Genomic DNA, 25,703 nt, shown 5'->3' with positions numbered 1-25,703 from the left:
TTAAATGAGAGACGCCGGCCGTCGATTTTAGGAACGACAGCGGATTAAAGATAAACAATCAAATGTTTGTCCGCTCCGTTCCTGATGGAGAGTGGAACCGGTGAAACATCGAGCAGCCGTCATCGCCCGTCTTGGGCTTGCCGTATCGTGCGCCTGGGGCCTCGGCGGCACAGCCGCCCATGCCGCCTCCGCTGCCCAGCCCGGCCAGACCATCGGCGTGCCGTTCGGCGCGCCGTTCCCCAAGGGCTTCTACGCCGTGAACCTCTCGAGCTTCGGCGTGCGCGAGACCGCGCCGCTCGACTCCGAGAGCAACGTCAACCTTCCCACCCTGTTGTGGGCGACGCCCTTCACCGTGCTCGGCGGGCAGGTGCAATTCATCTTCGTCGCGCCGATCGCGGCCTCCAGCGTGCGCGGCGCCCCCTACAACAGCGGCTGGGGCCAGCCCCTGCTCGCGGGCCAGCTCGCCTGGGATCTCGGCGACGGCGTCGGCGTCAGCTACCTCCTCGGCGGCTATCTCCCCTGGGATACCCGCTTCCTGACCCAGTCGCCGTCGCTGAGCCACCGCTTCGCGATCACCTACGCCGCCAACGACTGGGCGATCACGGCCAACCTGCTCTACGGCCACATGCTTGAGACGCGCTCGCCCACCGGCGTGCTCTATCCCGATTACCTCAACCTCGACCTCACGCTGACGAAGAAGTTCGGCAAGTGGCAGGTCGGCCCCGTCGCCTTCGGCTCGGTCGATCTCAAGACCAACGTCGTCGGCTACCGTCAGCAGGGCCAGCTCGCGGTGGGCGGTCTCGTCGGCTACAACTTCGGCTTCATGAACGTGCAGGGCTACGTCACCCGCGACGTGGCCGAGCGCAACTACGGCGGCAAGGAGACCCGCGGCTGGCTGCGCGTGGTCGTGCCGTTCGGCCAGGACAAGGGCGAGGCCCAGCCGAACCGCACCCTGATCACCCGCCGCCAGGCCGAGGGCCGCTGAGCGGGAGCGTTCCGGCCTCATCTTCGGGAACTTCATGCGGCCCGCCGGCCTCTCCTTCGGCGGGCCGTGTGCATTTTTGTGCAGGGCTGCTTCCGGTGGTCCGGCCTCGCCGGCTTGCCAGCACGGCCACGACGCCACACAATCGCCGCAGAGAGCCGGGGTCCAACCCGGCCGGCAGGCTTATCGGCGCCGTGGGCTGACGGCGCGATCCTCAGGGAGGGGAACTATAGTTATGACCGTTGCGCGAATCCTTGCAGAGAAAGGCGGCTCGGTGGTCACGCTGCCTCCGCACCGCACCATCGACGAGGCCATCCATCTTCTCGCCGAGAAGCGGATCGGCGCGCTCGTGGTCGGCGATGCCGAGGGCCGCGTGATCGGCGTCCTGTCCGAGCGTGACGTGATGCGGGCGCTGGCGACCGAGGGCGCGGCGGCCCTCGACCGGCCGATCTCGCACTACATGACCCAGAAGGTCGTCACCTGCACCCGGCGGACCACCATCGAGGACGTGATGGAGACGATGACGAACGGCCGCTTCCGCCACCTTCCGGTGGTCGAGGAGGGGCGTCTCGTCGGCGTCGTCTCGATCGGCGACGTGGTCGCCCGCCGCATCGCGGCCGTCGAGGCCGAGCACCAGGCCATGCGCGACTACATCACCATGGCCTGAGCCCGATCGGCCGGCGCGGCGGACGGATCAACTCCGGGCCGCCGCGCTCCCGATCATGCGCCGGATCTCCGGCAGCGCCGCGCGCACCGCCTGACGGCCGAGCTCGATCCCGTCGGCGGCGCGGTGGAATTCGAATTGCCCGAACTCCGCGAGCCGGGGGCGGATCGACACGTCCGGCGGATCGCCCGCGAGCCGGGCCCGGGAGATCCGGTCCTGGGTGATGTTGAAGGCGTCGAGCATGACCCGGGCGACGCCCGGTGTCGGCGGGCCCGAGGGTTCGCGCGTCGGCTCCGCCCGTCGGCGGCCCATCAGGCGCCGGCCCGCCCCCCGCAGCAGCCCCCAGCGGTCCCGTCGCCGCATGGTCGCCTCGAGCGTCTGTTCGATCGCCCGCTCCACCGGCTCCTCCGGCTCGGCGAGGGGCGGCGCGTCCAGCTCGGGCCGGATCACCGTGCCGGGCGGGCGCGTCTCGCAGGCGAGGTTCACGCACAGAACGAGGTCGGCGCCGAGTTCCCGGGCGAGGCGCACGGGCACCGGGTTCACCAGCGTGCCATCCATCAGCAGTCGTCCATCGAGGGCGACCGGCGGGAAGATGCCGGGGATCGCGTAGGAGGCCCGCACCGCCTCGACCAGGGGGCCGCGGGAGAGCCATACCTCGTGGCCGGTGCCGAGTTCGGTGGCCACGCTGGCGAAGGGAAGGCGCAGATCCTCGATGCGCAGGCCTTCGAGTTCGCGGGAGAGGCGGCGGCGCAGGCGCTCGCCCGCGATCAGCCCGGAGCCGGTGATGCGCGGATCGAGCATGCCGACGACCCGGCGCCGGGTCAGCGAGAGGGCGAACTCCTTGAGCGCCCCGATGCGGCCCGCCGCGTAGGCCCCGCCCACCACCGCGCCGATGGAGCAGCCGGCCACCACGTCGGGATAGATCCCGGCCTCTTCGAGCGCCTCGATCACGCCGAGATGCGACCAGCCCCGGGCCGAGCCGCCGCCGAGCGCCAGGCCGATGCGGGGAGCAGGCAGGCGCGGCACCACCGGCTCCACCACCCCTTCCGGAAAGCGGGGCGGACCGGGGTTCAGCGCCTCGAACCTCATCGGTCCGGATCGGCGGGAACGAGGATCGGCGCGCCGCTCGCGGGGTCGCGCTCGACCGCGCGGTAGAAGCAGGAGCGGCGGCCGGTATGACAGCAGCCGCCGTCACCGCCGACCGTCACGCGGATCAGGATCGCGTCCTGATCGCAATCCACCCGCATCTCGACGACGCGCTGGATCTGCCCGGAAGTGGCGCCCTTGTGCCAGAGTTCGCCGCGCGAGCGCGACCAGTACCACGCCTCGCCGGTCTCCAGGGTGCGGGCCAGCGCCTCGGCGTTCATGTGGGCGAGCATCAGCACGCGTCCGTCCCCCGCATCGACGGCGATGCAGGCGATCAGCCCGTCGGAGCCGAAGCGCGGCGTCAGGGAGGCGCCCTCCTCGACCGCGGCCCGGGAGCCGGGGGAAGCGAACCGCTCGGTCATCGCGGGGAATCCGGCCGTCTCAGGCCTTCTGGTTCCGAACGAGCGTCAGGAAGCGAACCTGCTCGCTCGGATCGGCCCGGTAGATGCCGCGGAACTGCGTGGTGATCGTGGAGACGCCGGCCTTCTGCACGCCGCGCATGGCCATGCAGAGGTGCTCGGCCTCGACCATCACGGCGCAGCCGCGGGGCTGGAGGATGCTCTCGATGGTGTCGGCGATCTGGGCCGTCATCGTCTCCTGCGTCTGCAGGCGGCGGGCGAAGGCATCGACCACGCGGGCGAGCTTGGAGAGGCCGACCACGCCCTTGGACGGATAATAGGCAATGTGGGCGAGCCCCATGAACGGCACCATGTGGTGCTCGCAATGCGAATAGAACGGGATGTCGCGCACCAGCACGGCGTCCGAGTAGCCCTCGACCTCCTCGAACACGCGCTCCAAGAGCGCGTCGGCGTCCATGCGGTAGCCGCCGAAGATCTGCTCGTAGGCCTTCACCACCCGGGCGGGCGTGTCGAGCAGGCCCTCGCGGGTCGGGTCGTCGCCGGCCCAGCGCAGCAGCGTGCGCACGGCGGCCTCCGCCTCCTGACGGCTCGGACGGCCGAGGGCGACCTCGTTCGGAACCCGCTGCGCCGATTCGGGCAAGGGAGCGATCTCGGGAGCGATGTCGGGCGCGTCGCCGGGCCGGACGGAATCGTTGGCGCCGCGCATCCCTTCGAGGTCGACGGCGCTCATGCGTCTCTCGTCGTCGCTCATGCCGTAGGACAGGGATTTGAGGGCGGCATCCATGGCATCTCCGGCCTTCGCCACACGCGCCTTCATGGTCGTGCTGTCAGGCTTGGCGTACATCGTCGATCCGTCCCGGCGTCTTAAACGGTTTAAGTGCCGACGCCCTCGAACGATCCGAATCCTGGGCCAGGGCGTGACCGGGGTCGACGGTGCCATTCTCGCGGAACGGCATGATCGCGCCTATATCGTCGCAATCGCGCCGCCGCGCAATGCGTGGCATGCGCATCCGGCTCGACGAAAGCTTGAGCCTCACCCGAACGTGCAGCGCCGAGGCGTGTCCGCGATGATCGACGACATCTACAACCGCCGTATCCTGGAACTCGCCGCCGACATTCCGCGCCTCGGACGCCTGGAGGCACCCGAGGCCAGCGCCACCGCCCATTCCAAGCTCTGCGGTTCGACCGTTACGGTCGATCTCGCCCTGGACGCGGACGGCACCACGGTGGCCGACTTCGCCCACGACGTGAAGGCTTGCGCGCTCGGTCAGGCCTCTTCCTCGCTGATGGCCCGCCACGTCGTCGGCGCCCGGGCGGACGAGCTGCGCGAGGTTCGTGCTCGGATGCGGGCGATGCTGAAGGAGAACGGTCCGGCACCCGAGGGCAAGTGGGCCGACCTCGCCGTGCTGGAGCCGGTGCGCGAGTTCCGCGCCCGCCACGCCTCGACCCTGCTGACCTTCGATGCCGTGGTCGACGCCCTCGACCAGATCGCCGCCCGCCGGTCCTCCTCGTCGGACACGCCCGGCGCCCCCGAAGCGGCCTGAGCCGCCGTGATCCGGCAGGTGGCGCACGGGGCGATCCGCGCCTACCAGCTCACGCTCTCGGGGCTGGTCGGGCGCCAGTGCCGGCACTGGCCGAGCTGCTCGAGCTATACCGACGAGGCGATCCAGCGCCACGGCCTCTGGGCCGGCGGCTGGATGGGGTTTGCCCGCATCTGCCGCTGCGGCCCCTTCGGCACCCACGGCATCGACCTCGTGCCCGAAGGCCTGCCCGCGGACGCCGCGTGGCACCGCCCCTGGTCCTACGGCCGCTGGCGCGGCGTCGAGGCGCCGCCCCCGCTGACCTGCGAGGCGGTGGACGAGCCGGGCCGGCCGTAAGGCGCCGGGCTTCGGTCTCTCGGGCTCGCTCGGTCTCCCTTGGGCTTCCCATTCCCTTGGGCTTCCCGCCAGAGTCCCTATCTGGAGCCCGAACCCGCTTCCCGCGCGAGGCCAGCGATGCAGCTCACCGGACTCCACCACGTCACCACCATCACGGCGCGGGCAGCCGACAACCTTGCCTTCTACACCCGCGTGCTCGGGCTCCGGCTCGTCAAGAAGACCGTCAACCAGGACGATGTCTCGGCCTACCACCTGTTCTACGCCGACGGGCGCGCCTCGCCGGGCACCGACCTGACCTTCTTCGACTGGCCGGCGCCGGCCGAGCGCCGCGGCACCGACAGCATCAGCCGCACGGCCTTCCGGGTCGCGGGGCCGGCGGCCTTCGACTGGTGGCGCGAGCACCTCGCCCGCCACGGCGTGACGCATCATCCGGCGATCGAGCGGGACGGGCGCCTGACCCTCGACTTCGAGGATGGGGAGGGCCAGCGCCTCAGCCTCGTCGATGATGGCGGCGCGGGCGAGGCCCACCCCTTTGCGGCGAGCCCCGTGCCGGCCGAGCACCAGATCCGCGGCCTCGGGCCGATCCGGCTCACCGTCGCGAGGCCTGAGCGCACCGAGGCGGTTCTGACCGAGGTTCTCGGCTTTCGCCGCGCCCGGACCTTCGAATTGCCCGAGGGCGAGGTGAGCGTGTTCGAGACCGGCGCGGGCGGCCCGGCGGCGGAGGTGCAATTGCTCCAGGCTGCCGGTGCGCCGGCCCGGCAGGGCGCGGGCGGCGTCCACCACGTCGCCTTCCGCATCCCGGACGCCGATTACGAGGCCTGGGCCGACCGGCTCAAGCAGCGGCGGGTGCCCTCCAGCGGACCGGTCGATCGCTACTACTTCCGCAGCCTCTACTTCCGCGAGCCCAACGGCATCCTGTTCGAGATCGCCACCGACGGACCGGGCTTCGCGACCGACGAGCCGATGGAGACGTTGGGCGAGCGCCTCGCCCTGCCGCCCTTCCTCGAACCGCGCCGGGCCGAGATCGAGGCGGGCCTGAAGCCTCTCTGACCACGGCCCCCGAGTCCTTCGCGTCCGATGCGTGCGGCCCGGGGCAGGCATGCGCGGCAATCAAGAACAGTTCTAGCTCAAGTCGCATTTCGCGGGCTGTGGCCGCACAGCGTCTTGACGCGGATGCTGCGATTGCGAGAAGAGCCCGCGTTCGACGCTTTGAGAATCGGGAAACCTGCGGCCGATGAGCAAGTACAACGAGGAGCGCGTCCTCTCCGTCCACCACTGGACCGACACGCTCTTCTCCTTCCGCACGACGCGCGATCCCTCGTTCCGCTTCCGCAACGGCGAGTTCACGATGATCGGCATCGAGGTCGAGGGCCGGCCGCTGCTGCGCGCCTACTCGGTGGTCTCGGCCAATTACGAGGAGGAGCTGGAGTTCTTCTCCATCAAGGTGCCGAACGGTCCGCTCACGAGCAAGCTCCAGCACCTCAAGGTCGGCGACCCGATCATGATCGGCAAGAAGCCGACCGGCACGCTGGTGCTCGACAACCTCCTGCCGGGCCGTCACCTCTACCTGCTCGGCACCGGCACGGGGCTCGCCCCCTTCCTGTCGATCATCAAGGACCCGGAGACCTACGACCGCTTCGAGAAGGTCGTGCTCGTCCACGGCTGCCGTCAGGTGCAGGAACTGGCCTACGGCGAGACCATCACCGAGACCCTGCCCAAGCACGAGTTCCTGGGCGAGATGATCGCGCGCCAGCTCATCTACTACCCGACGGTCACCCGCGAGCCGTTCCGCAACCGCGGCCGGATCACCGACCTGATGACCTCGGGCAAGCTGTTCGAGGATATCGGCCTGCCGAACATGTCGATCGAGAACGACCGCTTCATGCTCTGCGGCTCGCCGGAGATGATCAAGGACACCCGCGAGATGCTGACCGGGCTGGGCTACGAGGAGGGCAACCACGGCGAGGCGGCCCACTACGTGATCGAGAAGGCCTTCGTCGAAAAGTGAGGCCTTCACGGTTGCCGTGAAGGCCGGCGGCGCCGCGCCGCCGGATCGCTTCGCCAGCGCGCGACGACGGTGGGACCCTTCCACTTCGTCATTGCGAGCGAAGCGAAGCAATCCAGGGAACCGCCCCGCTGCCGGACGAAGCGCCGCCGCCATCCGCCATGACCCGTACGTCCACCCTGTTCGTCGTCGGCGCCGGCACCGAGATCGGCAAGACCTACGTCACCGCCGCCCTCGTCCGCCGCTTTCGCACCGAGGGCCGCCGCGTGCGCGCCCTGAAGCCGCTCGCGAGCGGCGTTCCTCCGCTCGACCATCCCGATTTTGCGCAGAGCGACACCGGTCGGCTGCTCGCCGCGCAGGGACTTGCGATCACCCCTAACACCGTCGCGGCCTGCTCGCCCTGGCGTTTTGCCGCCCCGCTCGCCCCCGACCTCGCCGCTTCGCGCGAAGGCCGCAGCCTCGCGCTCGCCGATCTCCTCGGCTGGTGCCGGGATCGCCTCGCCGAGGCGAGAGCCGACGAGACCGTGCTGATCGAGGGCGTCGGCGGCCTGATGAGTCCGGTCACCGAGACGGCGACCGGGCTCGACTGGCTGAAGGCCCAAAATCTTCCGGCGCTGCTGGTCTCCGGCAGCTATCTCGGCGCGATCAGCCATGCCCTGACGGCGGCCGAGACCCTGCGCGCCCACGGCGTCCCGCTCGCGGGGATCGTCGTCAGCGCGAGCGAGGGCGCACCGACGTCGCCCGAGACGGTGGCCGGGCAGATCGCGCGGTACGCCGACGGGCCGGTCCGGCCCCTGCACCGCGGCGGCGATTTCCCGGACGGCTTCCCGGCAATCGGCTGAGGCGGCCCCGATCGGGTGTTCCGGCTTGCGGGATGCGTTCGCGGCGATCACCGTGGCGCCCGCCCTGTGCTCAAGCCCGGCTCACCGCTCGATGAATCGCACCGCCCCCGCCATGAACCGCCGCGCCGTTACCCCGATCCTGCTCGCCTGCCTGCTGACGACCTCGACGCCGGCCCTGCCGCGAAGCGAGCCGGCGCCGCTCCGGGTCGCGTCGTCGGTCGAGGGCGTCGTCGTAACGCCCCTCTCGAGCCTGCCAAAGGCACCCGCCGATCCGGGAGAGCGCGAACTCTGCGCCCACTTCCTCAAGACTCCGCAATCCGCCGCCGGCCGGCAGGTGTCTGCCGCCGGATGGGCCGTCACCAGCGAGGCGCGGATCGGGCGGTTCCAGGCGGTCGGCTTCGCCGGACGGTTCACGCAGGGCACCAGCGGGTCCTGCGAGATCGCTGCCGGCAATGTCGGGATCTTCGACGGCGAGACGCTTCGGGCGATCGTCTATGCTCCCAAAACCCCGGCCCGCTCGATCGGCCGGGCGGTGCCCTTCGGCCGGGACGGCCTGCGCCTGTGGGACGGCGGACTGCTCCCGCTGCCGCTGGCCGATCTCCGGCTGGACGGTGCCGACGGCCTGGGCGTCGTGCCGCTCGCACCCCTGGAGACGTTCTGCGACGGCAAGAGCCTCGTTCCGAACGTCTACAGCCAGCCGATCACCCGGGCGCGTGAGGCGTTGCGACAACTCGGCTGGAATCCCGTCAAGGGGCCGGCGCCGGACCACCCGCAATCGCGGGAGGCCGAATTGATGAAGCGGGGCGTCGTCGAGGTCGACGGCTGTTCGGGGACCGGGTTCGGCTATTGTTCCTACGGCTACGAGAGCCCGGCGGCGATCCTCTCGCTCGCGACCGTCGGGGATGCCGACGATCCGGCGGTGTCGAGCTACGACGTCCGTTGCCGGCGTTGAAGCTGCGGCCCTGGGCGAACGTGGGTCGCAGGAGGCCTATCGGCCGGAGCCGCGGCGCTCCTTCGGCGCCTTCGGCTCGCGGGATTCCTGAATCTCCTCGGCCTTCTCCTCGTCGGTGTCGCTGCTGCGCTTGATCGTGCTGTCGGGGTTGGCCACCAGCCCCTTCACGATGGTCACGAGGCGCTTGCACTCGTCCGGGAAGCCGTAGGAATCGAGCACGATGGCCGCGTCGCGCAGATTGCGCAGATCCCGCACGATCTGCGCGTTCTTGGCCTCCTGCAACTCGCTCTTGGCCGCGATGGCCGGTTCCAACCCGGTATCTTCGACATTGCAGTCGGCGCGGGCCGCCGGCATCGCGGCGAGCATCAGGAGGGCGCAGGCGATCAGGCGACGCATCGTCCGTCTCTTGGGTCCGAGGAGGGGCGGGGAACTCAGCCGCGGTGGCGCAGCAGGTCGTTGGTGACGGCCACGAGCTGCGCGGCGCGGTAGGGCTTGGGCACGAACACGGATTCGGTCACCGCCTCGGCGGGCGAGAGGCCGTCGCGACCGCCGGACGTATAGACCACGGGCAGGCGCGGCAGGCTGCGGCGGGCGCTGCGGGCCAGGGCGATGCCGTTCGTGTTGCGGGCCAGATCGATATCGGTGAAGAGCAGATCCACCCGCTCGCTCGACAGGATCGCCTCGGCCTCCTCGGCGTCGGCGGCGGTCAGCACCCGGTAACCTTCATCGAGAAGCGCTTCGGCGGCCAGTTCGCAGACGAAGGCCTCGTCCTCGACCACGAGGATGGTGCCGGCGTTCGGCGCGAAGTGGAACGGGGGAAGGACGGCGGGGGCGCAAGCGAAGGGGATCATGGCAGAACTCCAACTCACCCGTGCTCGGACAACCGCCGAGCTTGCGGATCGCCGGACCAACGGGGCCATGAAGGGCCGCGTTCACCGTGATTGCTTCGATTTGCGCGCAATTGGTAACCGGTTGGTTAACCTTGACGGCAGGCCGGTAAGAGCTGAGGCCTTGCCGTGGAGAGCCGTGCCGTGACGCGTCCCTGGCAGATCGGCTTCGGCGTGGTGCTGACCGCGCTCGCCGGCTTCGTGGACGCGGTCGGTTTCATCCGGCTCGGCGGCCTCTACACCTCGCTGATGAGCGGGAACACGACCCAGCTCGCCGTCTCGCTCGGCCATGGAGACCCGCTGGGCGCCGTATTGCCGGCGCTGCTGATCGGCGTCTTCCTGGTCGGTGCGGTCTCGGGCGGGGCCATCTCGGCCCTGTGCCCGCCGCGTTGGATCACGCCCGCGGTTCTGGGTTTCGAGGCCGTCGCGCTCACCGCCGCCCTCGCCATGGCGGTCGAGCACGCCCATGTCGGCGTGGCCTCGCTGTTCCTGGCGCTCGCCATGGGGACGCAGAACGCGGTGCTGGCCCACGTCCAGGGCTTTCGCGCCGGCACCACCTTCATCACGGGCGCCCTGTTCGCCTTCGGGCAGAAGGCGGCGCTGGCGCTGGCCGGGCGCGGCCCCCGCTTCGGCTGGGTCGGCGACGCCTCGGTCTGGCTCGCGCTCCTGGCGGGAGCGGTTGCGGGCACCTATGCCCACGGGCATTTCGGGATCGCTGCCCTGGCGGTTCCCGCCTGCGTGGCCGGCGGTCTATGTCTGGCCGCCAGCCTGTTCACCCTGCTGCACCGGTCTGCGCCGGTGTCCTCGATCAAGATCTGAAGGAAGGCCGATCCGGATGAGCGTCTCCGCTCCCTCCCTCACCGACCACGTCACCGGCCTGGATGCCGGTGCCCACGTCACCGCCGCCCACTGGCTGAAGGGCACGCTGGCCCTGGCCCTGGCGGATGGCCGGGTGTTCCTCCTGCGCGACGGCGCGACCGAGACGGTTTCCGCCCATCCGGAGGGCGGCATCCTCTCGGCGGCGAGCGACGGGTCGCGGCTGGTGAGCGCCGGCGATGACGGCCGGGTGGTCGCGACCGATGCGAAGGGAGCCGCGCAGGAGGTGGCGCAGGCCAAGGGCAGCGGCTGGGTCGATGCCCTGGCACTCCACCCAGACGGCTCGCTCGCCTTCTCCTCGGGCCGCACCGTGGTGGCCCGGGACGCCAAGGGCCGCGAGAAGACCTTCGCCGCCCCCTCCACCCCCCGCGGGCTCGCGTTCGCGCCCAAGGGCTACCGGCTCGCGGTGGCCCACTACAACGGCGTGAGCCTCTGGTATCCGAACCTCGAGACGCCGCCCGACTTCATCGAGTGGAAGGGCTCGCATATCGACGTGACATGGTCGCCCGACGGCCGCTTCGTCGTCTCGACCATGCAGGAGAACGCACTCCACGGCTGGCGTCTCCAGCCCGACCGCGGCCACATGCGCATGTCGGGCTATCCGGGCAAGGTGCGCTCCCTCTCCTGGTCGAGCGACGGCAAGTGGCTCGCCACCAGCGGCGCCGAGGCCGCCATCGTCTGGCCGTTCGATTCGAAGGAAGGCCCGACGGGCAAGGCACCCCGGGAATGCGGCGTGCGGCCGGCGCGGGTCTCGCAGGTCGCCTTCCACCCCAAGGCGCCAGTCCTGGCGATCGGCTACGAGGACGGCTGCGTGCTGCTCGTGCGTTTCACCGACGCCTCCGAGCTGCTGGTGCGCCCGGCGGTGAAGGGCAGCGCGATCTCGGCGCTCGCCTGGGACGGAACCGGGAGCCGCCTCGCCTTCGGCTGCGCCGACGGGCAGGCCGGATTGCTCGCCCTGCCGGCCTGAGGCCGATGGCCCTGTTCGGACGCGCGCCGAAGCCCGACGCCGCCGCCCGGCGCCGGGTGGAGGCGTGGGTGCGGGAAGCGGGCGGCTACGGGCCGGACACGGCGATGACGGTGAGCGAAATCGTCTGCGCCGATCCGGCCTGCCCCGGCACCGAGACCGTGATCCTGCTGTTCCCGCCCGGCGAGAAGACGCGGGCGGTGAAGCTCGCCGGGGCGCTCGATGCCCTGAGCGAGGCGGATGTGGCTGCCGCGCTCGGTGAACGCTGAGCGCCGGCCCTCCCCGCAGGCGCCCGCCGCCCTACAACCCTGTCGGTCGCCCAGGGAGATCGTCGTTCGTGTTCCGCGTCATCCGCACGCTCGGTCTCGCCTTCGGGCTTCTCGCCGCGGTCATCGCCGCGCAGGGGCCGGAATTCGCTCAGCAATACACGCAGCGCCTCGGCGGGGCGCTGGACGAGCTGCGCCGCGCCATCGCCTCCCTCGACGCCGACGCGCAGGCGACCGGCCGCAGCCGGGACGAGGCGCTGGAGCGCCTGCGCGCCAATCCGGACGCCTTCGCCGCCCGGCGCGGGGAATCGGCTCGCGCCGACATCGAGCGGCTGAAGCGGCTGGAGGCGCAGAAGCAGGCCCTCGACACCGCCTCGAGCCCGCTCGGGCGCCTTTCCGTCATCGTGCGTGACCCCGACATGGGCATCGCCCGCGCGGCCTATCGCGACTACCAGCCGGCGGTGCCGACGACCACGGACGGGCTGGTGGCCGGGCTGCTCGGCTTCCTCGCCGCCTGGGGCGGCTGGCGCGTCACCAGCGATTTCGGCCGCCACATGGCCCGCCGGACCCGGCGCCCGCGCCCCGAAACCACGCCGGTTTGAGACGAATCCGTCGCTTTCGCGCGGCGGAAGTGTTGCTCGGCCTCTACAGCCGGGTCCGGCCGCCTGCACTAGGTGTAGGCGGCCGCTTCTCCCTCCGGCGAGGCACCGGATCCGGTTTCCCCTCGACCATGCCGCGTCCCCCCTCCACGACCGTCGATCCCGCGCTCGACGCAGCGGCCCTGCTGCGGCGCATCGGCTTCTTCGGCCTGTTCGTGGTGCTGCCGGTGGCCGCCCAGGTCTCCCGCCGCGCCACCGTGGTGCTCGCCCCCATCGCCGTCGTCCTGCTGATCACCGCCAGCGCCATCGACCAGCGTCAGCGCGCCGTCTGGCCGTCCGTGCGGCGGCTCCTGATCGCGCCGGCCTTCCTGGCGGGCATGCTGGTGGTGTTCTGGTCGGCGCTCTCGCTGGTCTGGACGCCGTTTCCCGGCCCGGCGAGCGAGCGGCTGGCGAATCTCCTCGCCATCGTCGCGATGACCCTGCTCGCCTACCACGCCCTGCCGGAGCGGATGCGCTCGGCCAACCTCTACCTGCTGCCGCTCGGCGTCGGCGCGGCAGCGATCGTCGCGATCCTGATCAACCTCGTCGGCGACGCGATGCTCAAGGACAATCCGGACGGCGACAGCGCGCTCGAACGCGGCGCCGTGCTGCTGGCGCTGCTCGCTTGGCCCGCCGTGGCGTGGCTGCGCTCGCGCCGCCGCGACACCGAATCCCTCGTGGTGGTGCTGCTCGTCGCGGGCGCGCTGCTGTTGGCGCCGGGCCTGACCGCACTGTTGGCCCTCGCCGTCGGCGCGCTGGCCTTTGCCCTGACTTACTGGCGCCTGTCGCTCGGGGTGCGAATCACGGCGCTCGCGGCGGCCGGCCTGCTCGTGGTGGCGCCGCTGCTGCCTTTCCTCGCCCGCCCCATCGGCGCGGCCCTGTTCGGCCCCGTGGCGCCGGGCGTGCTGGCGCTCAAGGCGTGGCAGAAGGTGGTGACCCTGGAGCCCGTGCGCCTCGTGACCGGCCACGGCCTGGAGACGGCCCTGCGCGGAAAGATCTTCGGCATCCTGCCGATCAATGCGCCGACCACGATGCTGTTCGAATTCTGGTACGAACTCGGCATCGTCGGCGCCTTCGCCGCGGCGTTCGCCCTCTACGGCGCGATCCACCGCGCCGGCCGCGATGCCACGGTGCTGGTGCCCTGCGCCATGGCCGCCTTCGCCACGGCCTTCGCCATCGGTGGCATCGGCGTCGGGCTCACCACGCTGTGGTGGCTGACCACGCTGGCGCTGGCGATCCTCACCTTCGTGGCGATCGAGCGCGGCCAGTTCCGCTCCAGCCGCCCCAAGGTCGGGCTGATCCCGCGGCTCCCCTCGCGGGGGTGACGCCGGCTCGTCGGGGCAGGGTTAGCGAGCATCGCGGAGCGCCGGCAATCCCCGTCCGCAACGGAGGTGGATGGGTCGCGACTGTTCTCGGGCCGATGTCCTAGCCGCCGACGAAGCAACAGATCCGCCACGTCAGATCGGCCGTCCAGCCCAGCGCCGCTCCGGACGCCAGAGTGAGCGCGCCTGAAATGATCCGCTCTAAGATGGTTGATGGAAGGACGACGTCCGAAGTCGATCCAAAATCAACCACCACCGTCTCGGCTTGGCGCATTGTCTTCAAACCTTACGAGCCACGCTGCGATCTAGGCAGCCAAGAGGCCAATCAGGTCTGGTCCATGGAGGGGCACTTCATCGGCCACTGTGTCCAGTCGGCACTATCCTACGCGGATGAGTCGGGCTCTTATCGACATCTGTAGTCCTGGCGCGGGCGGGCAACAGACATGCGCGAGAACTTGATCGATCAGTGGCGGCGGGAGCGGACGACGCCGGACGCGGCGCCCTCATCCTTCATCGAAATCGCGCGGGGTGTACGAACCGGTCTTCTGCTTGGTCTCGGCCTGCTGACGATCTTTGCCTTCGTCGGCTGGCTCGGCTTTCTCTGAAGCGGCGCAGATCGCGCGCCACACCCTTTCCCCGCCGGCGCCAACCGACGAAGGGAGACGAGCGAAGCCAGGCTCAGCGCCCGGGCGCCTCGATCGCGTCGGCCGCCGCTTCGAGGGCGGTCATGTCGTCGTCGGAGAGGCCGAAATGGTGGCCGATCTCGTGGACGAGGACGTGGGTGACGAGGTGGCCCAGCGTCTCGTCGTGCTCGGCCCAGTAGTCGAGCAGCGGCCGACGGTAGAGCCAGACCGCGTTGGGCATCTGTCCCGTCGCCCACTCGCCGCCCTGGGCCAGCCCGACGCCGCGGAACAGGCCGAGCAGGTCGAACTCCGACTCGCAGCCCATCTCGGTCAGGGTCTCCTCATCGGGAAAGTCGTCCACGTGGATGCGCACGCCCGCGCAGAGGCGGCGGAATTCCTCCGGCAGGGCGGCGAAGGCGGCGTCGGCCAAAGCCTCGATCTCGGCGAGGCTCGGCGCCTTGGTCCCAGCCCAGCCGCTCGCGGCGTCCTCGCTCGTGGCGCCCTGGCTCACGGCGTCCTGGCTCACGGCGCGGCGGGTTCCTGCGGGACGACCGGCAGCACGCAGCGCGCCAGGAAGGCGGCCAGATCACTGGTGATGTGGTCGATATGCGGTTCCTGCACCGCCTCCTGCTCGAACAGCTCGCGGAACGGGTCGGGCGTCGGCGGCACCACGAGCACGGTGGCCATGCCGAGATCGTGCGGCACCACGAGGTTGCGGGCGATGTCCTCGAACAGGGCCGAGCGCCTGGGATCGACGCCGTGGCGAAGGAGGAAGCGCTCGTAGGTGCCGCGGTCGGGCTTCGGAATGAAGTCGGCCGCCGCGATGTCGAACACGTCCTCGAAATGGTTGAGGATGCCGAGCTTCTCCGCGACGCGCTCGGCGTGGCGGCGCGAGCCGTTGGTGAGGATCAGCTTGCGCCCCGGCAGCCGCTCGATCGCGTCGCCCAGGGATTCGTCGAGCTTGATCGTCGAGTGGTCGATGTCGTGGGCGAAGTCGAGGAAGTCGTGCGGATCGACCCCTTCCTCCACCATCAGCGCCTTCAGGGTGGTGCCGTAATGGTGGTAGAAATGCTTCTGCAGGGCCCGGGCCGAGATCGCGTCGAGCCCGTAGAGGCGCATGACGTAGAGCGTGATGCGCTCGTCCACCTGCGGCCAGACCCGCGCGTCGCTCGGGTAGAGCGTGTTGTCGAGATCGAACACCCAGGTATCGACGCGGGAAAAGCCGCGGGCGTCGGGGGTGGTGAAATGGCTCTCGCCGGGAAGAAGCAAGGAAGGGTGACGCTTGTGAGGGGGAAACGGGACGGGACTGCCCCGTCTCCCCTATGTAGGGAGGCGCAGCGCGCAGGGAAGCGCCGCCTCAGGTGCGCCGGATCAGGGTGCCCGCGCCGAAATCGGTGAACAGCTCCAGAAGGGCGGCGTGCGCGACCTTGCCGTTGAGGATGACCACGGCCTCCACACCCTGCTCGATGGCGTAGATGCAGGTCTCGACCTTGGGGATCATCCCGCCCGTGATGGTGCCGTCGGCGATCAGCCGCCGGCAATCCTCGACCGAGAGCTCCTGGATCAGGTTCTTGTCCTTGTCGAGCACGCCGGGCACGTCGGTGAGCAGCAGGAGGCGCTTGGCCCGCAGCGCGCCGGCGATGGCGCCCGCGAAGGTGTCGGCGTTGACGTTGTAGGTCTTGCCGTCCTCGCCGTAGGCCACGGGGGCGAGCACCGGGATCAGCTCGGCCTTCAGCACCGCGTCGAGCACGCCGCGCTCGACATGCTCGGGCTCGCCGACGAGCCCGAGGTCGATCGCCTGCTCGATGTTGCTGTCGGGGTCCTTGACCGTGCGCATCGCCCGCTTGGCGCGGACCATGTTTCCGTCCTTGCCGCACAGGCCGATCGCCCGGCCGCCCTCGGCAGCGATCCAGCCGACGATCTGCTTGTTGATCGAGCCGGCCAGAACCATCTCGACCACCTCGACGGTGGCCTCGTCGGTGACGCGCAGGCCGCCGCGGAACTCCGATTCGATGCCGAGCCGCGCCAGCATCCGGCCGATCTGCGGCCCGCCGCCGTGCACGACGATCGGCTTCAGGCCGGACTGCTCCAGCAGCACGATGTCCTCGGCGAAATCCTCCGCCGCCGCCGGGTCGCCCATGGCGTGGCCGCCATACTTGATGACGACGATCTCCTGATCGTAGCGCTGCATGTGCGGCAGCGCCTGGGTCAGGATCTCGGCGCGCACATGCACGTTCGGCAGCGGATCGGTCATCGCGGTCGTCCTGTCTCGCTGGGTTGGCGACGGATTCGGCAGGGCTTCTAGCGCAGGCTTTCCGCGACGCGAAGCGGTCGAATGGAGGTTATCGGACCCGCCTCCCGCACCGCCACGACAGTGAGCCGCCTCAGGGATTGTCGTGAGGGCCGCCGGACCGTCCGCGCCGGGCCGCGAGGCTTTCGCCGCCGGGCCGGAGCGGGGCCTGAAGACCGGCCGCTCGGATGCCGATGCGGCACAACTCCTCCCAACGCGACCGGAACGACACGTTTCGGAGAGCGGACCCTGCGCCGATGCAGAGTTTCCCGGCCGCTTAACTGGCCGTTAACCGCGTTTCTCAATCATCTCCTGGTTGAGCCAGGGGGGGCGAGAATGCTGAACGACGATGCACTGACGCCGCGCCCGTCCCTGACGAATCCCGGCCTGATCGCCCGGGTGGTCGAGCGCTTCGGCCAGGGCGCCGGCTCCTCGGCCGAAGTCTGGCGTCGGCTCACCGAGAGCTACGCGGTCGATCTCGATGCGGTCGCCGCACTCCTGCCCTGCGCCGAGCCCGAGCCGCTCTGGCTTACGGCCCGCACCCAAAACCGGGCCCGCTGAGGACCGGTCAGCCGACCGCGCGCAGGCTCTCGCCCGCCCGCAGGCGGCCCCCGGCCAGAACCTCGGCGTAGACGCCGCAATCGGCGTGGCCGAGACCGTTCATCAGGGCCTTCGGGATCGCGAGGTCGCGCAGACCCGTCTGCGGATCGACGTTGGTGGCCGCGCACCGCACCGTGCGGCTGGTGATCTTCAGCCGCAGCCCGTCCTCCGCCTCCAGCACCCGGCCGACCATGTCGAGTTCGGCGAACGGCTCCAGCCCGTCCAGATAGAGATTGCCGCGAAAGCGCAGGGGATCGACGGGGGCGCCGACGAGATCCTCGGTCGCCGCCACGCTCGCCCGGTTGATGAGCGAGACGTAGCCCGTGCGCGAATCGGTGAAGCGGTAGCCGGGCGGTGCGGCAAGCACCCGCGGCGGACCGCGCAGCGTGCCCGGCACGAATCCCTGCATGAAGTCCGCCAGCGCCGCACGCCCCTCGGTCGTGCTCAGGTCGGCGTCCAGCGCCGTGGTCCCGTTCTCCTCGACCGTGAGGCGATGCGTGGCGTCGTCGAAGCGGGTGCGCAGCCGCGCCAGCGCCTCGTCGCGCATCAGCATCAGGTAGGCGACCTTGGGCAGGTGGCGCGGGGCGCTCTCGTTGAAGCCCGAGGGTCCGTTCTCGATGGCGTAGAGCCGGTCGCCCGGGAAGTAGCCGCTGGTCTCCAGCTCCGCCGTCTCCACCGCTTCGGGCGAGAGCCCCTTGACGGGGTAGCGGTAGAGGGCGGCGATGCGGAGGGCAGGGCTCTGGCTCATCCCGCCTCGCTACGGCGAGTGCCCCTGCTTGGCAACGGAGCACTCCCGCCACGCGCGGGCCCTACGAAGAATTGCGCATGGTCTCCGTGCCGGGGCTCGGCCAGCCTGCCGCGGGCAGGAGGATGACGACGCATGGCCGCGATCACCGCACTCTACCGCTATCCCGTCAAAGGGCTCTCGGCCGAATCGCTTCCGGCGCTGAGCCTGCGGCGCGGGAGCGGTCTGGCCTTCGATCGCGAATACGCCCTGGCGCTCGGGAGCACGGCCTTCGATCCGGAGCAGCCCAAGCCCCTCGACAAGGGCTTCTTCCTGATGCTGCGCAGCAACGCGGTTCTGGCGGCCCTCACGACGCGGTTCGATCCCGAGACGGGACGCCTCGCGATCGGACGCGGCGGCCAAACGCTGGTCGAGGCGGACCTGTCGAGCGCGGCGGGACGGGAGGCTGTCGAGCGCTTCTTCGAGGCGTATGTCGGCCCGGCGGCCAAGGGCCGGCCGCGCCTCGTGCGGGCCGAGGGGCACAAGTTCACCGATGGCAGCGTGATCTCGCCGGCCTTCATGCGGGCGGTCTCGCTCGTCAACCTCGCCTCGGTGCGCGCCCTCGAAGCGCGGACGGGGCAGGCGATCCACCCCTTGCGCTTCCGCGCCAACATCGTCGTCGACGGGCTGGAGGCCTGGGAGGAACTGGACTGGGTCGATCGCGCGGTGAGCATCGGGGATCTGCGGCTGCGCGGCCTCGCCCGGACGCCGCGCTGCGCCGCCGTCGACGTGAACCCCGAGACGGCCGAGCGCGACACCAACCTGCCCAAGGCCCTGAAGCGGCATTTCGGCCATGTCGATCTGGGGCTCTATCTCGAAGTGCTCTGCGACGGCGCCGTCGCGGTCGGTGACCGGCTGACGCTCGACCCGCAGACGGCGGGCACCGCCTGAGGCCGCGCCTCACACCACCAGGAAGTCGAACCCGCCCCACCGCGCCGCGGCATCGTCCGGCCGGCTCGCGGACTCCTCGGCGAGCCAGGCGAAGGCCGCCACGCCCGCCGCCGCCGCGGCGATCCGGATCGTCCCGCGGGCCTGCGCGAGCGCCTCGCCCTCGCCCAGGAGGGCGGCCAGCGCCGGCGCGTCGAGGCCGAGGCCGCGAAGCCGCGGGCTGGCGCCGACGAAGCCGGCCGCGTCGAGCAAGCCGAGCGGATGGCGGATCGCGGCGAGGATCGAAAGGCTTCCGTCGGGCCGATCCCCTTCCGCCTCGCACACGGCGAGCCGCCCCCCGAGGGCGGCGACATCGCGGCCGGAGCGGGCATCGCGCAGCAGTACCCCGTCGGGCGCCTGCGCGACGAGCGCGTCGAGGGCGGGATCGTCCGGGGCGCCGAGGGCGGCGTAGATCGCGAGGTCGGTGCGGCCCGCCCGCAGGCCGGCGACCAGACCTGGCGGAAGCGGTCCGCCGAGAACCAGCGCCTGCGCGCCGCCGGTGAGGGCAGCCTGCGCCGCCGCGGTGTCCGCCACGAGGACGGCGCGGCGCGGCGCGGCCGGTTCGGGACGGGGCGGTGCGGCTCTCATTCAAACTTCCTTTACCATAGCTGCAGGAAGGTCGGGCCTCACGGGGCCGAATGACGGTCCCGGCGGGACGCGTCATGTTCCTGTTCACCAATGCTCCGGCCAGCCCCCGCGAGACCGCCGCGCCCGCGCGCGCCGCGGTGGCGGGCGGCCCGGTGGTCGACGCGATCCGCGAGGGCGCGCAGACCAGCGGCGTCGGCTTCGATTACCTCCTCGCCACGGCGCAGCGGGAATCGAGCCTCAACCCGGATGCCAAGGCGAGCACCTCCACCGCGACCGGCCTGTTCCAGTTCATCGAGCAGACCTGGCTCGGCGTGATGAAGAGCACCGGCCCCAAGCTCGGTCTCTCGTCCTACGCCGACGCCATCACCGCGCGGGCCGACGGCAGCTACACGGTGGCCGATCCGGCGGCCCGGCAGGCCATCCTCGACCTGCGCCGCGACCCGAAGATCGCGGCGACGATGGCGGGCGCCCTCACGCAGCGCAACGGCGAGGCCCTGAGCACGGCGCTCGGCCGCGACCCGACGGCGGGCGACCTCTACGCCGCCCACGTGCTCGGCGCGAAGGGCGCGAGCGCGCTGATCGCCTCGGCGCAGGCCAACCCGTCCCGCGCCGCCGCCCTCGACCTGCCGGAAGCCGCCGCCGCCAACCGCAACCTCTTCTACGACCGGGCCGGACGGCCCCGCAGCACCTCCGAACTCTACGCGCTCCTGAGCCGCGCCACCGATCCTGCCGCGTCCAGCGGTGGCGCGAGTCCCATCGCGACCGCGGCGTCCTCGTCCGAACTGCCGACCGCCTACGCCTCCCTGGAGGGCGGGCTCCGCTCGCTGTTCCAGACCGACCGGCGCCAGGGGGCGATCTCCGACGGCGTGGCCAAGATCTGGCAGAACCGCGCCGCCGCCAACGCCGCCTCCCGATCCGCCCCGACCTACTTCCCGCGCTCCGACGCGGCCGGCGAGTCCGATGCCCCCGCCCCCGCCGCGACCTCGGTTCCGGTCCCCGCCGCGATCACTCCCGACGCACCCGCCGCGGCGGCGATCGTGGTGCCGCTGCCGCCGCGCCGGCCCGCCGGGCTGGGTGGGACGGTCGCCGCGCCGCTGACGAGCCTCGCGGCCGGCCCGACCCTGGACCGGCCGAATGCGACGGCGGGTCAGGCCAAAAGCTCGCTCTTCGATTCCTCCTCCTACCGGCTTCGGAACGGCTCATGATCCTCCGCCAGTTCCTCTCCCTGACTCAGAGCGCCTCCACCGAGCGGCGGGCCGAGGCCGCTGGCGCGCTGGCGCGCACCTACCTCCAGGGCACGCTCGGGCCCGACGCGGCCTGGGAGGCCAAGACGGCCTTGCTCGCCCTGCTCGACGATCCCGCGGCCGCGGTACGGCGGGCGCTGGCCCAGGCCTGCGCCGCCTCGGATCAGGCTCCGCGCCCGCTCATCGTGGCGCTCGCCTCCGACCAGCCGGACATCGCCTGCCTCGTGCTCGCGCGCTCGCCCGTCCTGATGGATGCCGACCTCGTCGATTGCGTCGCCATGGGCTGCGAGGAGACCCGCTCGGCGGTGGCGGGCCGGGCCGACCTCTCGCGGCCGGTGGCCGCCGCGCTGGCGGAGGTCGGCGGCGCGCCCTCGCTCATCGCACTGGCCAAAAACCCCCGCGCCAGCATCGGCACCGCCGCGCTGCTGCGGATGGTGGAGCGCCACGGCGACGACGCGGCCCTGCGCCAAGCCCTGCTGGCGCGCCCCGACCTCGCGATCGAGGTGCGCCACGCCGTCGTCGCTCTGGTGGCCGAGCAGCTCTCGCGCTTCGGCCAGGATGCCGGCTGGATCAGCTCGGAGCGCGGCACGCGGGTGGCCCGCGAGGCGCGCGATGCCGCCGCGCTCGCCCTCAGCGACGAGGCCGGGGAGGCCGGTCTTGCCCGCCTCGTGGCTCATCTGCGGGTGCAGGAGCAACTCACCGCCGGGCTGATCCTGCGCGCGATCCTGTCCCTGCGCCTGCCCTTCGCCGAGGTGGCCCTGGCCGAGCTCAGCGGCCTCAGCCGTGCCCGCGTCGCCGGCCTGATGCTCGAAGCCCAGGGAGCGGGCTTCGCCGCGCTCCACCGCCGGGCGGGTCTGCCCGGCCTGTTGCTGCCGGCGATCCAGGCGGCTTTGAGCGTGTGGCGCGAGGCCAACAACGGCCGCAGCGGTCTCGACGGGCCGCGGCTCGCTCGCTCGATGATCGAGGCCGCGCTCACCGCCTGCGAGACGATGCCGTTTGCCGAGGCGCGCGGGCTGATGGCGCTGCTCGCCCGCTTCGAGGCGGAGGCCGCCCGGGACGAGGCCCGCATCCACGCCCACGCGCAGGCTCAGGCCGAGACGACGCCGCAGGAGCCGCCCCAGGCGGTCCTGCTCGCCGCGCCCGAGGCCGCGCTGGTCGAGGCCGCTCCATCGCCAATCCCCGCGGTCGTCGTGCTCCCGCCGGAGCCGGCCGCTCCGGCGCCGCACGTCTCCGATGCATCTTGGCCTGCGTCTTGGCCGACCGCGCCCCGGGCCGAGGAGCGCATCGGCGCTTCCGTCACCATCTCCGAGGCCGCAGCGACGCTCGCGCCGGATTTCGCGGAAACCGTGCTCGCCAGCCTCGCGGACGACCTGAGGGCGAGCTTCCTCGCCAGCCGCGCCGCCCCGCCGCCCGCCGCCGCGGCGGAGATCGAGATTCGACCCGAGCCGCGCCGCGCGGCGCGACCGCGCGAGATCGCGGTGGCGGTCGCCGCCGGGATGATCCCGGAGGATCTGGTGCTCAGCTACCGGGCCGACCGCCTGCGCCTCGCCGCCTGAGGTCGTTTTCGGACGCTGCATCTCCGCGGCCCGAGCCGGATCAGATCTCGATTTCGGTGCCGATCTCGATGACCTGCCGGGCGGGGACGCAGAAATGGGCGCCGGTGCGCTCGGCGTTGTTCTTCATCACGGCGAAGACGGCCTCGCGCCAGTCCGACATGCCGCGCCGGTCCGAGACGGGAATGATCGTCTCGTGGCCGACGAAGACGGTGAGGTCCTCCGTGAAGGCCTCCGGCAGCAGCCCGGCCCGGACGGCGCAGGCCAGTCCCTCGGGCACGGAAGCCGATTGCATGAAGCCGTAGCGCAGGACGACGCGGCGGATGTCGGGGGCGATCTCGCTCACCGCGGCGCGCTTCTCCGCCGGGACGGTCGGGCGATCCTCGAACAGGGCGGTGACGATCAGGATGCGGGCGTGCCGCGCCCCGAGCCGCTCCACGAAGCGCATCAGCGGCAGCGGGATGCCTTCGGTAGCCGAGGACAGGAACGCCGCGTTGCCCGGCAGCATCGTCGGCGGCGCCTCGCGCAGGCTTTCGAGGAAACGGGACTCCGGCGGGCGAATCGCGATCCGTGCCTCTTCCAGACAGGCATTGCCCTTGCGCCAGGTCAGCATCAGGAAGGCGACGACGCCCGCGAGCACCAGGGGAAACCAGCCGCCCTCGAACAGCTTCACGCTGTTGGCGGCGAGGAAGGTGAGATCGACCGCCAGGAAGAGGCCGTTCACCGCCAGTACGAGGGGGAGGGCGTAGCCCCATTTGCGTGCGACGAGGCCGGCGAGCAGGGTCGTGATCGCCATGAGCAGCGACACCGCGATGCCGTAGGCCCCGGCCAGGGCATCGGAAGAGCGGAAGATCAGCACCGCCGAGAGCGTGGCGGCGGCCAGCAGCCAGTTCACCAGGGGAACGTAGATCTGGCCCTGCTCGTCGGGCGCCGTGTGGACGATGCGCAGCGGCGGCAGGAAGCCGAGCTGGATCGATTGCCGCGTCAGCGAGAACACGCCGGAGATCACCGCCTGCGAGGCGATGACCGCGGCCAGCGTCGCCAGCCCGATCAGCGGATAATGGCCCCAGGCCGGCGCGAGGCGGTAGAACGGGTTCTCGGCCGCGCCCGGATCGACGAGCAGGATCGCGCCCTGCCCGAAATAGTGGATCACGAGCGCGGGCAGCACCACGGCGAACCACGCGATCCGGATCGCCCGCGCGCCGAAATGGCCGAGATCGGCATACATCGCCTCGCCGCCCGTCACCGCCAGGAAGGCCGCGCCGAGCATGGCGAAGCCGACATGAAGACCCGCATGGGCGGTGAACTCGACGGCGCGCAGCGGATTGACAGCGGTCAGGATCTGCGGCGCCTGCAGGATGCCGCCGATGCCGAGCGCCGCCAGCACGACGAACCAGAGCAGCATCACCGGCCCGAAGATCCGGCCGATGAAGGCCACGCCCCGGCTCTGCACGAAGAACAGCCCGACCAGGATCACGAGGGCGATCGGCACGACGAAGCGGTCGAGGGCCGGGGCGTCCACCTTCAGGCCCTCGACCGCCGACAGCACGGAGATCGCGGGCGTGATCGTCCCGTCCCCGTAGAGCAAGGCGGCGCCGACGAGGCCGACCACCAGCAGCAGCGCCTGCCGGGAACCGGGCCGGGCGTGGCGGGCGCCGAGCAGCGCCAGCATCGCCACGATGCCGCCCTCGCCGCGATTGTCGGCGCGCAGGATCAGCACCGCGTATTTCAGCGAGACGACGAGGATCAGCGACCACAGGATCAGGGAGACCGCCCCGGTGACCGCGACGGGGGTCGGCGCACCGCCCTGGCTCGCGGCCCGCACCGCCTCCTTGAAGGCGTAGAGCGGGCTCGTGCCGATATCGCCGTAGACGATGCCGAGTGTGCCCAGAAGGGTCGCCGCGCCGAGGCGCCGCCCCGCATCCGGAACGGGATCGTGGGCGGCGGACTGGCTCAAGGCTGCGCTCCGGACGGGGCCGATCGTGGCGGCCTACCTATGGAGCGCGCCCCCGCTGTCCAGGGGCTCTTCCGTGCGTGCAGGAGACGATCGTCAGGGCACCGTCTTGTCCGGGCCCGAGCGGTTGTCACGCAGGCGCGCGGCTCCGGCGGCGGCCTTCTCGGCGATGCGGGAGCGCAGATCCTCGGACAGTTCGATATCGACCAGGCGCCAGCCCCAGTCGCGCAGGCGCAGGCGCAGGCGGAACTGCTCCCGGCGCGGACGGTCCGGCGGGACGGCGACCACCACCGAGCGGAAGCCGCGCATGTCGGAGGCGAAATAGTAGCGCAGGAGCCGTCCGAGATCGGGGATGCGCAGGCCGTCGCGCCGCTCGTGCCGGTTGGTCGGGGCGCCGAGATCGGATTCCTGCGGCCAGCCGTCGTCGAGCAGATCGATGACGGCCTTCGGCGTGAGGGCCGATTCCATCACCGGCAGGGCGAAGGCCGCCGCCGCATCGGCGATGCGCTGCCGCTCGCGCGGATCGAGCGAGGTGCTGTCGGCCTTGACCGCCGCGCTGATCTGCCGGGCGAGCGACAGGCGCAGGGTTCGGAAGTTCACGCGCCGCTCCACCGCGGCCGTGTCGCCGGCCTGGACTGCGGCCGCGAAGCCGTAGAGCGACCAGAACGGCGTCAGCGTGTAGGCGAACCACGCCAGAACGGCGAGAAGGGGAGGGAGCCACCACCGCATCGGATCAGCCGCGACCGTGCGCAGGCTTCATGCCGGGTCCCGACCCTGCGTCTCGCCATCGGCCCCGTGCCAGCCGCTCAGCCCGGAAAAGGCGGCGACGACGCCCTCGTAGACCGGCCGCTTGAAGGGAATGATCAGGTCCGGCAGCGCCTCAAGGCGCTCCCAGCGCCACGCCTCGAACTCGGCCTTGTGAGCACCGCCGCCGGGGGCGTCCACGTCGATCACCGCCTCGCTGCCGGTCAGGCCGAAGGCGAACCACTTCTGCCGCTGGCCGCGGTAGCGCCCCTTCCAGGCCTGCTTCATGACCTCGGGCGGCAGGTCGTAGGCGAGCCAATCGCGGCTCTCGCCGAGCAGCGTGACCGCGTCGGCGGGCACGTTGGTTTCCTCGTGGAGTTCGCGCAGGGCCGCGTCGAGGGGCGCTTCGCCCGCGTCGATCCCGCCCTGGGGCATCTGCCACGCCCGCTCGCCGTCGACATGCTCGGGGCCGGCCGAGCGCTTGCGCCGTCCGATGAAGACGCGGCCGTCGCGGTTGAACAGGGTCACGCCCACGCAGGGGCGGTAGGGCAACGCGCTGCCCTCGGGCAGGCGCAGGAGGTCGTCGTCGGGGCGGGTCATCGCGGGCTCGTGCTGG

At 71.4% G+C, this 25,703-nt stretch carries 31 protein-coding genes; 18 read left to right on the top strand and 13 right to left on the bottom strand.

From position 1 onward, the window contains the following. Window positions 1–100: 100 nt before the first annotated feature. Together BY998_RS09660 and BY998_RS09655 are read left to right on the top strand one after the other, a co-directional pair. Entirely contained in the window at window positions 101–985 is an 885-nt protein-coding gene (locus BY998_RS09660; RefSeq protein WP_110351412.1) for a transporter, read from the top strand. A gap of 232 nt (window positions 986–1,217) precedes the next feature. Continuing rightward, entirely contained in the window at window positions 1,218–1,649 is a 432-nt protein-coding gene (locus tag BY998_RS09655; RefSeq protein ID WP_110351411.1) for a CBS domain-containing protein, read from the top strand. 27 nt (window positions 1,650–1,676) lie between these two features. On the opposite strand, the gene BY998_RS09650 is transcribed toward BY998_RS09655, so the two are convergent. The 3 genes from BY998_RS09650 to folE are packed head-to-tail and all read right to left on the bottom strand — an operon-like array spanning window position 1,677 to window position 3,995. After that, complete coding sequence (locus BY998_RS09650) at window positions 1,677–2,735, bottom strand: patatin-like phospholipase family protein (RefSeq protein WP_110351410.1); 1,059 nt, start codon at window positions 2,733–2,735, stop codon at window positions 1,677–1,679. Then, the gene (gene hisI / locus BY998_RS09645) at window positions 2,732–3,154 is read right to left on the bottom strand and encodes a phosphoribosyl-AMP cyclohydrolase (protein ID WP_110351409.1); all 423 of its coding nucleotides are present in this window, start codon (window positions 3,152–3,154) and stop codon (window positions 2,732–2,734) included. Before hisI ends, BY998_RS09650 begins: the two co-directional genes overlap by 4 nt. Window positions 3,155–3,173: 19 nt before the next feature. Beyond that, a complete protein-coding gene (gene folE, locus BY998_RS09640; protein WP_110351408.1) occupies window positions 3,174–3,995 on the bottom strand; it encodes a GTP cyclohydrolase I FolE in 822 nt (273 codons plus the stop codon). 223 nt (window positions 3,996–4,218) lie between these two features. Here folE and BY998_RS09635 point away from each other — a divergent pair, with 223 nt between their 5' ends. From BY998_RS09635 to BY998_RS09610, 6 genes are all read left to right on the top strand, one after another. Continuing rightward, window positions 4,219–4,695 carry an iron-sulfur cluster assembly scaffold protein gene (locus BY998_RS09635; RefSeq protein WP_110351407.1) on the top strand — a complete coding sequence of 159 codons (477 nt, stop codon included), beginning with the start codon at window positions 4,219–4,221 and terminating at the stop codon, window positions 4,693–4,695. A 6-nt stretch (window positions 4,696–4,701) separates the two neighbouring features. After that, window positions 4,702–5,028 carry a membrane protein insertion efficiency factor YidD gene (gene yidD, locus BY998_RS09630; protein ID WP_110351406.1) on the top strand — a complete coding sequence of 109 codons (327 nt, stop codon included), beginning with the start codon at window positions 4,702–4,704 and terminating at the stop codon, window positions 5,026–5,028. Between the two features lie 117 nt (window positions 5,029–5,145). Further along, a complete protein-coding gene (locus BY998_RS09625) occupies window positions 5,146–6,078 on the top strand; it encodes a ring-cleaving dioxygenase (protein ID WP_110351405.1) in 933 nt (310 codons plus the stop codon). A gap of 184 nt (window positions 6,079–6,262) precedes the next feature. Further along, window positions 6,263–7,036, top strand: coding sequence for a ferredoxin--NADP reductase (locus tag BY998_RS09620; RefSeq protein ID WP_110351404.1), 774 nt, complete (start codon window positions 6,263–6,265; stop codon window positions 7,034–7,036). A gap of 158 nt (window positions 7,037–7,194) precedes the next feature. Continuing rightward, window positions 7,195–7,875 (top strand): dethiobiotin synthase, encoded by a 681-nt coding sequence (gene bioD, locus BY998_RS09615; protein ID WP_110351403.1) that lies wholly within the window; start codon window positions 7,195–7,197, stop codon window positions 7,873–7,875. A gap of 91 nt (window positions 7,876–7,966) precedes the next feature. Next, on the top strand, window positions 7,967–8,827 hold the full coding sequence (locus BY998_RS09610; RefSeq protein WP_146221762.1) for a hypothetical protein: 861 nt from the start codon (window positions 7,967–7,969) through the stop codon (window positions 8,825–8,827). Window positions 8,828–8,863: 36 nt separating this feature from the next. On the opposite strand, the gene BY998_RS09605 is transcribed toward BY998_RS09610, so the two are convergent. Further along, entirely contained in the window at window positions 8,864–9,223 is a 360-nt protein-coding gene (locus BY998_RS09605) for a photosystem reaction center subunit H (RefSeq protein WP_110351401.1), read from the bottom strand. Between the two features lie 35 nt (window positions 9,224–9,258). Further along, window positions 9,259–9,678: a response regulator gene (locus tag BY998_RS09600; RefSeq protein WP_110351400.1), complete on the bottom strand. Its 420-nt coding sequence runs from the start codon at window positions 9,676–9,678 to the stop codon at window positions 9,259–9,261. Window positions 9,679–9,858: 180 nt separating this feature from the next. On the opposite strand from BY998_RS09600, the gene BY998_RS09595 reads away from it, so the two are divergent. The 6 genes from BY998_RS09595 to BY998_RS24290 all read left to right on the top strand — a co-directional run bounded on the left by BY998_RS09595 (window position 9,859) and on the right by BY998_RS24290 (window position 14,385). Continuing rightward, the gene (locus BY998_RS09595) at window positions 9,859–10,533 is read left to right on the top strand and encodes a YoaK family protein (protein ID WP_110351399.1); all 675 of its coding nucleotides are present in this window, start codon (window positions 9,859–9,861) and stop codon (window positions 10,531–10,533) included. 16 nt (window positions 10,534–10,549) lie between these two features. After that, window positions 10,550–11,557 carry a WD40 repeat domain-containing protein gene (locus tag BY998_RS09590; protein WP_110351398.1) on the top strand — a complete coding sequence of 336 codons (1,008 nt, stop codon included), beginning with the start codon at window positions 10,550–10,552 and terminating at the stop codon, window positions 11,555–11,557. Window positions 11,558–11,562: 5 nt separating this feature from the next. After that, complete coding sequence (locus BY998_RS09585; protein WP_110351397.1) at window positions 11,563–11,823, top strand: hypothetical protein; 261 nt, start codon at window positions 11,563–11,565, stop codon at window positions 11,821–11,823. Window positions 11,824–11,891: 68 nt separating this feature from the next. Further along, the gene (locus tag BY998_RS09580; protein ID WP_110351396.1) at window positions 11,892–12,422 is read left to right on the top strand and encodes a DUF2937 family protein; all 531 of its coding nucleotides are present in this window, start codon (window positions 11,892–11,894) and stop codon (window positions 12,420–12,422) included. 128 nt (window positions 12,423–12,550) lie between these two features. Continuing rightward, complete coding sequence (locus tag BY998_RS09575; RefSeq protein WP_110351395.1) at window positions 12,551–13,783, top strand: peptide ABC transporter permease; 1,233 nt, start codon at window positions 12,551–12,553, stop codon at window positions 13,781–13,783. 440 nt (window positions 13,784–14,223) lie between these two features. Next, a complete protein-coding gene (locus tag BY998_RS24290) occupies window positions 14,224–14,385 on the top strand; it encodes a hypothetical protein (protein WP_181425471.1) in 162 nt (53 codons plus the stop codon). Window positions 14,386–14,458: 73 nt separating this feature from the next. On the opposite strand, the gene BY998_RS09570 is transcribed toward BY998_RS24290, so the two are convergent. The 3 genes from BY998_RS09570 to argB form a co-directional block, all read right to left on the bottom strand. Beyond that, window positions 14,459–14,914 (bottom strand): metallopeptidase family protein, encoded by a 456-nt coding sequence (locus BY998_RS09570; RefSeq protein ID WP_110351510.1) that lies wholly within the window; start codon window positions 14,912–14,914, stop codon window positions 14,459–14,461. An 11-nt stretch (window positions 14,915–14,925) separates the two neighbouring features. After that, window positions 14,926–15,672 carry a pyrimidine 5'-nucleotidase gene (locus BY998_RS09565; protein WP_110351394.1) on the bottom strand — a complete coding sequence of 249 codons (747 nt, stop codon included), beginning with the start codon at window positions 15,670–15,672 and terminating at the stop codon, window positions 14,926–14,928. 88 nt (window positions 15,673–15,760) lie between these two features. Continuing rightward, on the bottom strand, window positions 15,761–16,657 hold the full coding sequence (gene argB, locus BY998_RS09560) for an acetylglutamate kinase (RefSeq protein WP_110351393.1): 897 nt from the start codon (window positions 16,655–16,657) through the stop codon (window positions 15,761–15,763). Window positions 16,658–17,029: 372 nt separating this feature from the next. On the opposite strand from argB, the gene BY998_RS09555 reads away from it, so the two are divergent. Next, window positions 17,030–17,254: a hypothetical protein gene (locus BY998_RS09555; RefSeq protein ID WP_110351392.1), complete on the top strand. Its 225-nt coding sequence runs from the start codon at window positions 17,030–17,032 to the stop codon at window positions 17,252–17,254. A gap of 7 nt (window positions 17,255–17,261) precedes the next feature. On the opposite strand, the gene BY998_RS09550 is transcribed toward BY998_RS09555, so the two are convergent. Next, the gene (locus tag BY998_RS09550) at window positions 17,262–18,041 is read right to left on the bottom strand and encodes an MOSC N-terminal beta barrel domain-containing protein (protein WP_110351391.1); all 780 of its coding nucleotides are present in this window, start codon (window positions 18,039–18,041) and stop codon (window positions 17,262–17,264) included. Between the two features lie 132 nt (window positions 18,042–18,173). Here BY998_RS09550 and BY998_RS09545 point away from each other — a divergent pair, with 132 nt between their 5' ends. Continuing rightward, a complete protein-coding gene (locus BY998_RS09545; protein ID WP_110351390.1) occupies window positions 18,174–18,968 on the top strand; it encodes an MOSC domain-containing protein in 795 nt (264 codons plus the stop codon). 9 nt (window positions 18,969–18,977) lie between these two features. Here the strand turns inward: BY998_RS09545 and BY998_RS09540 are convergent, their stop codons facing one another. Next, the gene (locus BY998_RS09540; RefSeq protein WP_110351389.1) at window positions 18,978–19,592 is read right to left on the bottom strand and encodes an aldolase; all 615 of its coding nucleotides are present in this window, start codon (window positions 19,590–19,592) and stop codon (window positions 18,978–18,980) included. 74 nt (window positions 19,593–19,666) lie between these two features. Between BY998_RS09540 and BY998_RS09535 the strand changes: the two genes are divergently transcribed. Together BY998_RS09535 and BY998_RS09530 are read left to right on the top strand one after the other, a co-directional pair. Further along, the gene (locus BY998_RS09535) at window positions 19,667–20,797 is read left to right on the top strand and encodes a transglycosylase SLT domain-containing protein (protein ID WP_110351509.1); all 1,131 of its coding nucleotides are present in this window, start codon (window positions 19,667–19,669) and stop codon (window positions 20,795–20,797) included. Then, the gene (locus BY998_RS09530) at window positions 20,794–22,392 is read left to right on the top strand and encodes a DUF2336 domain-containing protein (protein WP_110351388.1); all 1,599 of its coding nucleotides are present in this window, start codon (window positions 20,794–20,796) and stop codon (window positions 22,390–22,392) included. Before BY998_RS09535 ends, BY998_RS09530 begins: the two co-directional genes overlap by 4 nt. Window positions 22,393–22,432: 40 nt before the next feature. Here BY998_RS09530 and BY998_RS09525 read toward each other — a convergent pair whose 3' ends face one another. The 3 genes from BY998_RS09525 to BY998_RS09515 form a co-directional block, all read right to left on the bottom strand. Beyond that, window positions 22,433–24,346 (bottom strand): KUP/HAK/KT family potassium transporter, encoded by a 1,914-nt coding sequence (locus tag BY998_RS09525; protein WP_110351387.1) that lies wholly within the window; start codon window positions 24,344–24,346, stop codon window positions 22,433–22,435. Between the two features lie 93 nt (window positions 24,347–24,439). After that, the gene (locus tag BY998_RS09520; RefSeq protein WP_110351386.1) at window positions 24,440–25,072 is read right to left on the bottom strand and encodes a DUF2939 domain-containing protein; all 633 of its coding nucleotides are present in this window, start codon (window positions 25,070–25,072) and stop codon (window positions 24,440–24,442) included. Between the two features lie 27 nt (window positions 25,073–25,099). Continuing rightward, a complete protein-coding gene (locus tag BY998_RS09515) occupies window positions 25,100–25,687 on the bottom strand; it encodes an RNA pyrophosphohydrolase (RefSeq protein WP_110351385.1) in 588 nt (195 codons plus the stop codon). Window positions 25,688–25,703 lie beyond the last annotated feature (16 nt).

This window comes from Methylobacterium sp. B4 (assembly GCF_003201865.1).
Classification (GTDB): domain Bacteria; phylum Pseudomonadota; class Alphaproteobacteria; order Rhizobiales; family Beijerinckiaceae; genus Methylobacterium.
This window is presented reverse-complemented; position numbering and strand designations above follow the sequence as displayed.

Excerpts from the sequence above, each read along its gene's own strand:
- BY998_RS09655 (WP_110351411.1), top strand. The coding sequence starts at position 1,218 with ATGACCGTTGCGCGAATCCTTGCAGAGAAAGGCGGCTCGGTGGTCACG.
- BY998_RS09650 (WP_110351410.1), bottom strand. The coding sequence starts at position 2,735 with ATGAGGTTCGAGGCGCTGAACCCCGGTCCGCCCCGCTTTCCGGAAGGG.
- hisI (WP_110351409.1), bottom strand. The coding sequence starts at position 3,154 with ATGACCGAGCGGTTCGCTTCCCCCGGCTCCCGGGCCGCGGTCGAGGAG.
- folE (WP_110351408.1), bottom strand. The coding sequence starts at position 3,995 with ATGTACGCCAAGCCTGACAGCACGACCATGAAGGCGCGTGTGGCGAAG.
- BY998_RS09635 (WP_110351407.1), top strand. The coding sequence starts at position 4,219 with ATGATCGACGACATCTACAACCGCCGTATCCTGGAACTCGCCGCCGAC.
- BY998_RS09625 (WP_110351405.1), top strand. The coding sequence starts at position 5,146 with ATGCAGCTCACCGGACTCCACCACGTCACCACCATCACGGCGCGGGCA.
- BY998_RS09620 (WP_110351404.1), top strand. The coding sequence starts at position 6,263 with ATGAGCAAGTACAACGAGGAGCGCGTCCTCTCCGTCCACCACTGGACC.
- bioD (WP_110351403.1), top strand. The coding sequence starts at position 7,195 with ATGACCCGTACGTCCACCCTGTTCGTCGTCGGCGCCGGCACCGAGATC.
- BY998_RS09610 (WP_146221762.1), top strand. The coding sequence starts at position 7,967 with ATGAATCGCACCGCCCCCGCCATGAACCGCCGCGCCGTTACCCCGATC.
- BY998_RS09605 (WP_110351401.1), bottom strand. The coding sequence starts at position 9,223 with ATGCGTCGCCTGATCGCCTGCGCCCTCCTGATGCTCGCCGCGATGCCG.
- BY998_RS09600 (WP_110351400.1), bottom strand. The coding sequence starts at position 9,678 with ATGATCCCCTTCGCTTGCGCCCCCGCCGTCCTTCCCCCGTTCCACTTC.
- BY998_RS09590 (WP_110351398.1), top strand. The coding sequence starts at position 10,550 with ATGAGCGTCTCCGCTCCCTCCCTCACCGACCACGTCACCGGCCTGGAT.
- BY998_RS09585 (WP_110351397.1), top strand. The coding sequence starts at position 11,563 with ATGGCCCTGTTCGGACGCGCGCCGAAGCCCGACGCCGCCGCCCGGCGC.
- BY998_RS09575 (WP_110351395.1), top strand. The coding sequence starts at position 12,551 with ATGCCGCGTCCCCCCTCCACGACCGTCGATCCCGCGCTCGACGCAGCG.
- BY998_RS24290 (WP_181425471.1), top strand. The coding sequence starts at position 14,224 with ATGCGCGAGAACTTGATCGATCAGTGGCGGCGGGAGCGGACGACGCCG.
- argB (WP_110351393.1), bottom strand. The coding sequence starts at position 16,657 with ATGACCGATCCGCTGCCGAACGTGCATGTGCGCGCCGAGATCCTGACC.
- BY998_RS09555 (WP_110351392.1), top strand. The coding sequence starts at position 17,030 with ATGCTGAACGACGATGCACTGACGCCGCGCCCGTCCCTGACGAATCCC.
- BY998_RS09550 (WP_110351391.1), bottom strand. The coding sequence starts at position 18,041 with ATGAGCCAGAGCCCTGCCCTCCGCATCGCCGCCCTCTACCGCTACCCC.
- BY998_RS09545 (WP_110351390.1), top strand. The coding sequence starts at position 18,174 with ATGGCCGCGATCACCGCACTCTACCGCTATCCCGTCAAAGGGCTCTCG.
- BY998_RS09540 (WP_110351389.1), bottom strand. The coding sequence starts at position 19,592 with ATGAGAGCCGCACCGCCCCGTCCCGAACCGGCCGCGCCGCGCCGCGCC.
- BY998_RS09535 (WP_110351509.1), top strand. The coding sequence starts at position 19,667 with ATGTTCCTGTTCACCAATGCTCCGGCCAGCCCCCGCGAGACCGCCGCG.
- BY998_RS09530 (WP_110351388.1), top strand. The coding sequence starts at position 20,794 with ATGATCCTCCGCCAGTTCCTCTCCCTGACTCAGAGCGCCTCCACCGAG.
- BY998_RS09520 (WP_110351386.1), bottom strand. The coding sequence starts at position 25,072 with ATGCGGTGGTGGCTCCCTCCCCTTCTCGCCGTTCTGGCGTGGTTCGCC.
- BY998_RS09515 (WP_110351385.1), bottom strand. The coding sequence starts at position 25,687 with ATGACCCGCCCCGACGACGACCTCCTGCGCCTGCCCGAGGGCAGCGCG.